The sequence below is a fragment of the Corallococcus sicarius genome, from assembly GCF_003611735.1.
In the GTDB taxonomy this organism is placed as follows: domain Bacteria; phylum Myxococcota; class Myxococcia; order Myxococcales; family Myxococcaceae; genus Corallococcus; species Corallococcus sicarius.
The window spans coordinates 1-9,273 of the sequence record NZ_RAWG01000351.1 but is presented as its reverse complement, the minus strand read 5'-3'; the positions used below and the strand labels follow the sequence as shown (position 1 = coordinate 9,273).

At 70.4% G+C, this 9,273-nt stretch carries 8 protein-coding genes and 1 pseudogene; all 9 read right to left on the bottom strand.

Annotation, left to right across the window (positions count from 1 at the left end; translation table 11 throughout):
• Positions 1-491 (bottom strand): annotated as a pseudogene (locus tag D7X12_RS35220) (M23 family metallopeptidase); the annotation flags it as partial.
• A gap of 10 nt (positions 492-501) precedes the next feature.
• Complete coding sequence (locus D7X12_RS35215) at positions 502-1,302, bottom strand: hypothetical protein (RefSeq protein ID WP_120629589.1); 801 nt, start codon at positions 1,300-1,302, stop codon at positions 502-504.
• Positions 1,303-1,493: 191 nt separating this feature from the next.
• Entirely contained in the window at positions 1,494-3,647 is a 2,154-nt protein-coding gene (gene pnp / locus D7X12_RS35210) for a polyribonucleotide nucleotidyltransferase (RefSeq protein WP_120629588.1), read from the bottom strand.
• A gap of 434 nt (positions 3,648-4,081) precedes the next feature.
• A complete protein-coding gene (gene rpsO / locus D7X12_RS35205) occupies positions 4,082-4,351 on the bottom strand; it encodes a 30S ribosomal protein S15 (RefSeq protein WP_120629587.1) in 270 nt (89 codons plus the stop codon).
• 125 nt (positions 4,352-4,476) lie between these two features.
• A complete protein-coding gene (locus tag D7X12_RS35200) occupies positions 4,477-4,806 on the bottom strand; it encodes a hypothetical protein (protein ID WP_120629586.1) in 330 nt (109 codons plus the stop codon).
• Positions 4,807-5,670, bottom strand: a complete 864-nt coding sequence (truB, locus tag D7X12_RS35195) for a tRNA pseudouridine(55) synthase TruB (protein WP_120629585.1) — start codon at positions 5,668-5,670, stop codon at positions 4,807-4,809.
• 10 nt (positions 5,671-5,680) lie between these two features.
• Positions 5,681-6,040, bottom strand: coding sequence for a 30S ribosome-binding factor RbfA (gene rbfA, locus D7X12_RS35190; protein WP_120610954.1), 360 nt, complete (start codon positions 6,038-6,040; stop codon positions 5,681-5,683).
• The gene (locus tag D7X12_RS35185; protein ID WP_120629584.1) at positions 6,037-6,636 is read right to left on the bottom strand and encodes a DUF503 domain-containing protein; all 600 of its coding nucleotides are present in this window, start codon (positions 6,634-6,636) and stop codon (positions 6,037-6,039) included. The genes rbfA and D7X12_RS35185 overlap by 4 nt, the downstream gene beginning before the upstream one ends.
• A 124-nt stretch (positions 6,637-6,760) precedes the next feature.
• A partial coding sequence (gene infB / locus D7X12_RS35180) for a translation initiation factor IF-2 (protein WP_244224966.1) occupies positions 6,761-9,273 on the bottom strand: 2,513 nt, incomplete at its 5' end.

Genomic DNA, 9,273 nt, shown 5'->3' with positions numbered 1-9,273 from the left:
GTGCCCGCGCCCACCCGCTCCAGCGCGAAGCGCGCGGGCACCCGCCCGGCGAACACCGCCGTCACCCGCGCCTCCTCCGACGAGAAGTCCTTGGCCACCGCATCCAGCAGGCGCCGGGTCGCCGCGAGCCCGCGCCCCGGGTCCAACAGCGTCTCCGGAGCGATGCCCACCTCGCGCGCCAGGGCCAGCGCGGGCTCGCGCGCCTTCGGCTCCAGGCCCTTCAGCGCCGAGTGCGTCCCCCACGCCAGCGCCTCCGCGCTCGTGGGCACCCGCGTGAGCATGGAGGCCGGTAGAGCGGCCGGCGTGGGCACCGCGGTGCCGCTCACGCCATCGTAGTACGCCAGCAGCGGCCGCGCCGTGGTGCGCGTGTGGAAGGCCCACGCCCCCGTGCGCCGCACCAGCGCCCCCGCGGGCGTGTGGTGGTACGCGCACCACACGCACAGGAGCGCGAAGGTGAAGTCCAGGAGTCCCCGGGCGCGTCGAGCGAACATGCGTCACCCCTCAGCGCAGGAAGGACAGCACCGGCGCGGCGTCCCACACCGCGGCCAGCCCCAGGGGAGCCACCAGCACGCAGCCCAGGAGCCCGCGCGTCCACGCCCTCCGAGGCCCCACCGCCGCGCACGCCGCGTCCGCGTGCTGCAGGTTGCGAAGCACCGCGCGCCAGCCCAGCGACACGCTCACGCCGCACAGCGCCGCCACCGCCAGCCCCCGCGCGGACAGGTCCGCCACGGTGTCGCCGAACAGCGGCCGCCACGACAGGTACACCGTCCCCTGGACGAGCCGCGCCACCGTGCACGCCCCCGCCAGCACCACGCCCGCCGTGGCCAGCGGCCGCACCCACCGCATTGGCGTGGGCCGCCGCACGCAGCGCTGGAGGAGCGCCTTCCACGACGCAGGCCCGGCCGGCTCCGACAGCAGCGCCGCGCGCCAGGCCTCCGCGGGCGCGGGGGCCGCCACCTCGCGGTAGCCCAGCGCGGGCAGCGCCAGGAGCAGGTCCGCCGCCAGCTCCCACGCCAGCGTCAGCGCGCGCGCCAGCCGGGTGCGCGTCTCCAGCGACACCCAGTCCACCAGGGACGCGGTCGCCGGGTACCGGCCCACGAACCCGTCGAACGCGGAGTCCAACCGGTCCACCGCCGTGAGCAGCCGGTCATCCAGCGTGTCCGCCGCCGCGTGCACGCCCACCGCCACCAGCGCCAGCAGCCCCAGGGGCATGAACGCCCAGCGGAACGCGCCCAGGAAGCGGGAGACATCCGTGAGGAAGCTGCTTGAGGAGGCTTCGGTGCCTGCGGGACGGGACGGCATGGACGCCTCCAGGGCGGTCCTCCATCAACGCGGGAAGCCCTCGGGAGGGTTTAAACCACCGGCCCCCGCAACGAAAACGCCCCGCCCCTTCGCCCGGAGGCGAAGGAAACGGGGCGTCCGGGTGGGGCCTTCCACGAAGGCGACCGCTCCCGCGAAGAGGAGCGGCCGTCGCGCGAAGGCCCCTGCCTGAATCAGGCCTTCGCGTCGGGAACGGCCTCGGCGACCGCGGCCGGAGGAGGCGCGCCCTGGGCGGCGGTGCGCTCGGCCATGGCCTCCTTGCGGGACAGGCGGATCTTGCCCGTCTTGTCGATGCTGACGACCTTCACCAGCACCTCGTCGCCCTCGCTCAGCACGTCGGAGACGGCCTTGACGCGCTTGTCGGACAGCTCGGAGATGTGGATGAGGCCGTCGGTGCCCGGGAACAGCTCCACGAAGGCGCCGAACTCGGCGATCTTCCGCACCGTGCCCGTGTAGATCTTCCCGATCTCCGCCTCACGCGTGAGCGCCTGGATCATCGCGATGGCGGCCTTCACGGCCTCGCCGTTCGCGCTGGCGATGTCCACGCGGCCCGTGTCCTCGATGTTGATGGCCGCGCCCGTGCGCGCGATGATGTCCTTGATCACCTTGCCGCCCGGCCCGATGACGTTCTTGATGAACTCCGGACGGATCTGGATGGTCGTGATGCGCGGCGCGAACTGGCTGATCTCCTTGCGGGGAGCGTTCAGCGTCTTCGCCATCTCCGCCAGGATGTGCACGCGGCCCTGACGCGCCTGCTCCAGCGCGCGGCTCATGATCTCCGTGGTGAGGCCGGTGATCTTGATGTCCATCTGGATGGACGTGATGCCCTTGGACGTGCCGCAGACCTTGAAGTCCATGTCGCCCAGGTGGTCCTCGTCACCGAGGATGTCGGAGAGGATGGCGATCTTCTCACCCTCCTTCACCAGACCCATGGCGATGCCGGCCACCGGCGCCTTGATGGGGACGCCCGCGTCCATCAGCGCCAGCGTGCCACCGCACACGGAGGCCATGGACGAGGAGCCGTTGGACTCCAGGATTTCCGACACCAGACGCACCGTGTACGGGAAGTTCTCGCCCGCCGGCAGCATGTTGCGCAGCGCGCGCTCCGCCAGCGCGCCGTGGCCAATCTCACGACGGCCGGGGCCGCGCAGGGGCTTGGTCTCGTTCACGCTGAAGGGCGGGAAGTTGTAGTGCAGCAGGAAGCGCTTGAAGGCCTGGCCGCTCAAGAGCTCCAGCCGCTGCTCGTCCTCGCTGGTGCCCAGCGTGGCCACCACGAGCGCCTGCGTCTCGCCGCGGGTGAACACCGCGCTGCCGTGCGCGCGGGGCAGCACGCCCACTTCGTTGGTGATGGTGCGCACCACGTCGTGGCCGCGGTCGCCGATGCGGCCACCGTTCACGGTGAGCTCACGCATGTGGTCGTACTTCAGGTCCTCCACCACCTGCTTGGCGTGCTTCTCCACCGTGGGGGTGAACTCCGCGCCCATCTTCTCCTTGAGGGCCGCGAGCGCCGCCTTCTTCGCCTTGGAGAGCGCCTCGTAACGCGCGCCCTTCTCCTTGATGGCGTAGCCGGCCTTGACGCCGTCCATGGCCAGGGCGCGCACCTGGGTGCGCAGCCCCTCGTCGATGGCGGCCGGCTTGTCGTAGGAGCGCACCTGCTTCTTCAGCTCCGCGCGCATCTCGTCCTGGAGGTCCAGGGCGGGCTTGGCCGCGGCGCGGCCGAACTCCAGCGCGGCCACCATGTCCGCCTCGCTGACCTCCTCCGCGCCGCCCTCCACCATCACGATGGCCTCGCGGCTCACCGCCATGACGAGGTCCAGGTCGCTCTGCTCACGCTGCTTCGCGGTGGGGTTGGCGACGAACTGGCCACCCACGCGGCCCACGCGAACGCCCGCGATGGGGCCGTTGAACGGGATGTCCGACACCCACAGCGCCGCGGAGGCGCCGGTGAGACCGTGGATGTCGCCCTCGTTGTCCGGGTCCGAGGAGATGACGCTGATGATGACCTGCGTCTCGTAGGCGTAGCCTTCCGGGAACAGCGGACGGCAGGAGCGGTCGATCAGACGGCTCGTCAGCGTCTCCTTCTCCGTCAGCCGGCCCTCGCGCTTGAAGAAGCTGCCCGGGATGCGGCCCGCCGAGTACAGCCTCTCCTGGTACTCCACCGTGAGGGGCAGGAAGTCGATGTCCTTCTTCTCCCGCGCGCTCACCGCCGTGACGAGCAGCATGGTGTCGCCATAGCGGACCACCACGGAACCGTCGGCCTGCTTGGCCAGGCGGCCCGTCTCGATGCTCAGCTCGTTCTCACCAATCTTGACGCTCTTCTTCAACATGTCGTGTGGCCTCTGTGCCTGCTTCGCGTGCGAGGGACCCACGTCAGCCACGGCCGGCCCGCACGGGGCCGGGCCGCCCGACAGGGGCCCTCTGGGAATGAGCGGTCGCCAGGGCCTTGAAGCAGGCACGTGCCAGACCACCGCTGCCTGTACTGCGGTAATGGGCTCCGTTGCGGAGCGCCGGAGGGATGACTCGGACCTCTTGATCCCTGATCACACCCGCCCACCCGTTGCTTCAGGTCAGCCGGTCTGAACGGAAACCAAAAGAGCCCGTCTCCACCCTTCCCTTGCCCGCCCTTCACCCACGCCCGCGCCTCTTGAACACTTCCAACAACTCCCGCCCCCTGGCGCGTGAACACCCGGCGGCGGGAAAAACGTGCTGCACAAACGCGCGGGGCGCTGGTGTGTGCCAGCGCCCCGGGTGCTGCGAGTGCCTACTTGCGGATGCCGAGGCCCTCGATGAGCTTCTTGTAGCGCGCCACGTCCTTGGACTTGAGGTAGTCCAGCAGACGGCGGCGCTGACCGACCAGCTTCAGCAGACCGCGCCGGGAGTGGTGGTCCTTCTTGTGGGTCTTGAAGTGCTCGGTGAGCATGTTGATGCGCTCGGACAGCAGCGCCACCTGCACCTCGGGGGAGCCCGTGTCGGACTCGTGGGTGCGGAACTTCGAGACCAGCTCGCTCTTGCGATCCTGATGCAGCGACATGGGGGCTTCTTCCTGATTCCCGCTCCGGGGTGACTGCTCGTGCCGCCGGGGTCCGCGGAGGGGTACAGACCCGGCCATTGTCCTTCTAACGAGCGGGCCGCTTATAAGCTTCACCCCCCGTAGGGTCAACCTTCGACGACTGCCCGTCCGCCCCTCGGCGGCCTGGACAGTGCGAAGACATACAACCGGCAGCCGCCCGGAAGTCCCCCGCTCCCCGATGCCAGCTCGCGCGCCGTCGCCGCGTCCATGGCCACGTGCAGGTACAGGCCGCCCGGCTCGCCGCCGTCGCCCGCCAGCAGCTGGCGCGTGCGCGGGTACAGCCGTAGGAGCGCCTCCACCACGTCGCCAATGCCCGCGGCCGCCGGGACGCCCAGCGCCAGCTCGCGCCGCCCGTCGAAGGCGCCGCGCAGGCCCGGAGCGACGCTCACGGAGATGTCATGGTTCCGGGTGGCCACTCAGTTGAACACCCGCAGGTAGCGCAGCCGCCCGCCCACCACCTCGGCCATCGCGAGCAGCGCGCCGTCCGGGCCCAGCACGCGCACCTTGCCCGGCAGCGGCGCGACCTCCACCGGAACGCCGTGCGACACCCGCCGCGCTTCCTCCGCGTTCACCCGCACCGAGGGCAGCTCCGTCAGCGCTTCGCCCAGCGACACCAGCCGCCCGGCCACGACGTCACGCGACAGCGAGGCCAGCTCCCCCAGTGGCAGCGCGCGCGCCAGGGTGAAGGGTCCGCTCGCGGTGCGCCGCAGCGCCTCCAGGTGCGCCCCACAGCCCAGCGCGCGGCCCAGCTCGAACGCGAGCGTGCGCACGTAGAAGCCCTTGGAGCAGCGCACCGACAGGGTCAGCCGGTCCGCGGAGAAGTCGCGCAGCACCAGCTCATGCACCGTCACGGTGCGGCTGGCCCGCTCCACCTCTTCGCCCGCGCGCGCCAGCTCGTACAGCCGCTTGCCGGCGATCTTCACCGCCGAATACATGGGCGGCACCTGTTCGAAGGTGCCCCGGAAGGGGGCGAGCACCGACTCCAGGAGCACGGCCGTCAGGGGCGGCACCGGGGCCTCCGCCGTCGCCTTGCCCTGGGCGTCCTGGGTGTCCGTCTCCATGCCCAGGCGCACCACGGCGTCGTAGGCCTTGTCGCCTTCCGTGATGTAGCCCGCCACCTTGGTGGCTTCACCCAGGCACACCGGCAGCACCCCGGTGGCCATCGGGTCGAGCGTGCCCGTGTGGCCCGCCTTCTTCACCTTGAGCAGGCTGCGCACCTGGCGCACCACGTCGAAAGACGTGGGACCCAGCGGCTTGTCGATGACGAGGACGCCGTCCATGAAGGGGGTTCTACCAACCTTCCTTGCCGCGCACCTCCCGCAGGAGCCGGTCGATCTTGTCGCCCTCTCCCACGGAAGCATCGAACGCGAAGAAGATCTCTGGCGACACGCGCAGCTGGACCACGGAGGTCACCTCGCGGCGCACGAAGCCCTTGGCGGCGTCCAGGCCCTTCTGGGTGTCCGCCTTCTCCTGGTCGGTGCCCAGCATCGAATAGAAGACCTTCGCCACGCGCAGGTCGGGCGACACCTTCACGCCGGTGATGGTGATGAAGCCGATGCGCGGGTCGCGCAGCTCCCCGCGCGTCAGCAGGGCGCCAATGGCCGCCTGGATTTCCTGCCCCACGCGCTCGGGTCGTGAATGCGTCGTCATTTCTTCTCCCAATCTCGCGGGTTGCGCAGCGCCCGGGCCCGGGCCCGCGCGTCGTCCAGCGACAGATTTCCACCTTCGGCCGGGGGCCGGGAAGTCCCCGGGCCAGCACCCTCGTGCCGCTCCTCCCAGGAGCCCAACCCTTCCGCTTCCGCGAGCGACCGGTCGCTGCGCAGGAAGCGCGCGATGGCCGCCTCCGAGTGCGCGTTCGCGGCCTCGGGCGACAGGTCGGCCTCGCCGTCCAGTTCGTCCTCCGGCACCTTCGCCGGAGCGCGGAACATGCCCGCTCCACTGTCGGAATAGAGCCGGTCGCCAAAGGCCAGGATCTCCGTCTCCCGGGCCATCAGCGGCGCGACGTACATCTCTTCGATGAAGTGGATGATCTTCTCCAGCTGCTCATCCACGTGGCGGCGCTCATTGCCCACCACCGCCAGCGCGACCGACGCCTTCTGCCAGAGGTCCTGGTCAGCCACCTCGGCGACGGCCACGTTGAAGCGGGCCTTCACCCGGTCCGTCACCCGGCGGAGCACCTGGCGCTTGGACTTCAGCGAGGCGCTCTCCGGAATCTGGAGGGTCAGGCGTGCGACACCCACGAACATAAAGGTTCCCCAGGCCGGCAGCGGCGCAGCGCGTCATCCGCGTGCGCCGACCGCCGGCACATCGTCATTCCCCCGGAAGAAGGTGGGGCCTTCCCGGGGGTCCGTCGAGTGCGAACCGCGAGACTCAGGACAGGCTCTGCCGGGTCTCCTCGATCTCGTAGGCTTCGATGATGTCGCCGGCCTTGAGGTCGTTGAAGTTCTCGATGCCGATACCGCACTCGAAGCCCTGCGCGACCTCCTTGACGTCGTCCTTGAAGCGACGGAGCGACGCCATCTTGCCGGAGAAGAGCTGCTTGTTCTCGCGCATGAGGCGCACGAACGAGCCGCGCTTGATGACGCCGTCCAGGACGGCCGCACCGGCGATGGTGCCCAGCTTGGGCACGTTGAAGGTGTTGCGCACTTCCGCACGGCCCAGCTTGCGCTCGGTGCGGATGGGCTCCAGGAGGCCCTCCATCTCCAGACGAACCCCGTCGATGAGCTCGTAGATGATGGAGTAGCTCTGCAGCGTCACCTGCTGCGCCTTGGCCGCGGCCTCGGCACCGGACTCCGGCTTGACGTTGAAGCCCAGCACGACGCCCTTGGAAGCAGCGGCGCGCATGACGTCCGTCTCGGTGACGGCGCCCACGCCCGCGTCGATGATGACCACCCGCACCTTGTGCGTGGTGAGCTTCTCCACCGCCTGGCGCACCGCCTCCGCGGAGCCCTGCACGTCCGCCTTGATGACGACGCGCAGTTCCTTGGGACCGCCGCCCGCCTTCGTCTTGGCGAACAGCTGCTCCAGGGACTCGCGGCTGACCTTGCTGAGGTCGGCCTGACGCTCCTTCATGCCGCGGTGGTCGGCGATCTGCTTGGCCGCCTTCTCGTCCGCCACCACGTTGATGGCGTCACCCGCGGTGGGCACACCGGACAGACCGATGACCTCCGCGCAGTAGCCCGGCTTCACTTCCTTCACGGACTCGCCGCGGCTGTTGTTCATCGCGCGGACACGGCCGTAGTGCGTTCCGGTGACGATGGCGTCGCCCAGCTTGAGCGTGCCCTCCTGCACCAGCACCGTGGCGACGGGGCCACGGCCGCGGTCCAGCTTCGCCTCGACGATGGCGCCCACGGACGGACGGGACGGGTTGGACGTCAGCTCCAACACCTCCGCCTGCAGCGCCAGGTTCTCCAGGAGGAGGTCCAGGTTCTGCTTCGTCTTCGCGGAGACGGGCACCATGATGGTGTCGCCGCCCCACTCTTCCGGGACCAGTTCGTGCGCGGCCAGGTCCTTCTTCACGCGGTCCAGGTTCGCGCCCGGCACGTCGATCTTGTTGATGGCGACGACGATGGGCACTTCCGCGAGCTTCGCGTGCTTGATGGCCTCGATGGTCTGGGGCATCACGCCGTCGTCCGCGGCCACCACGAGCACCACGATGTCCGTCACGTTGGCGCCACGGGCGCGCATGGACGTGAAGGCCTCGTGACCCGGCGTGTCCAGGAACGTGACGTCTCCGCGCGCGGTGGTCACGCTGTAGGCGCCGATGTGCTGGGTGATGCCGCCCGCCTCGCCCGCGGCCACGCTGGCCTGACGGATGGCGTCGAGGAGGCTCGTCTTGCCGTGGTCGACGTGGCCCATGATGGTGACCACCGGCGGACGGGGACGCTCGTCCTCCGCCTTGGCGGTGACCTCCGGGAGGTAGTCCTCCACCTCGAAGCCCACGCGCTCCACCTTCCAGTGGTACTCGGTGGCGATGAGCTCCGCGGTGTCGGCGTCCAGGATCTGGTTCGCCGTCGCCATCTTCTGCATGGCCATCAGCTTCTTGATGAGCTCCGTGGTGCGCACACCCATGCGCTGGCCCAGGTCGGACACGCTGATGCCCTCCTGCAGCTTGATGACCTTCTTCTCCTCGGCCATCTGGGTGATCTGCGTCTTGGCGCCCTTCTTCGTGGGCTTGCGCTTCTTGCCGCGAATGGGGATGGCGATCCGGCCCCAGACCATGTCGGACAGTTCCTGCTTCGACACGCTGGTGGTCTCAGGACCCGTGCGCTTGCGCTGGCCGCGCTCCTTGTTCTTGGAGACGTCCACGAGCTCACGGCCGCGACCCAGGTGATCCGGGACGACCTTGTACTCACGCTTCTCGGTGCCGAGCGCCGTGCGGCCCGGGGCCATGGGGTACTGCTTGGCCTGGGTCGTGGTCGGCGTGACGCGGCGGACCTGGATGAGCGGACGCGAGATGACGACGGCCTGGGTGGCCGTGGGGCGCGCCTGGGCGCCCGGCGTGGGGGCCACCTGGGCGTGCGGAACCCCGCCCACCATGATGGTCGGACCACTCGGCTGCACCGGAGCCCCCGCGGCGCCCGGAGGCGGCGAGGACGGACGCACCGGACCCGTCTGGCCCGGACGCGCCTGCATGGGCATGCCCGGACGGCTCTGCATGGGCGGCCCACCCGGGCGGCCCTGCATGGGCGCGCCAGGACGGCTGCCCGGCCCGCCGGGTCCACCCGGACGGCTGCCCGGCCCGCTGGGACCACCCGGACGGCTGCCCGGAGGACCCCCGGGGCGTCCACCCGTGGAACCCGGACGCTGCACGTAGCCGGGACCGCGGGAGATGACCGTCGCGGACGTCGAAGGAGGCGGCCGAGAGGAGGGCGGGACCGGTG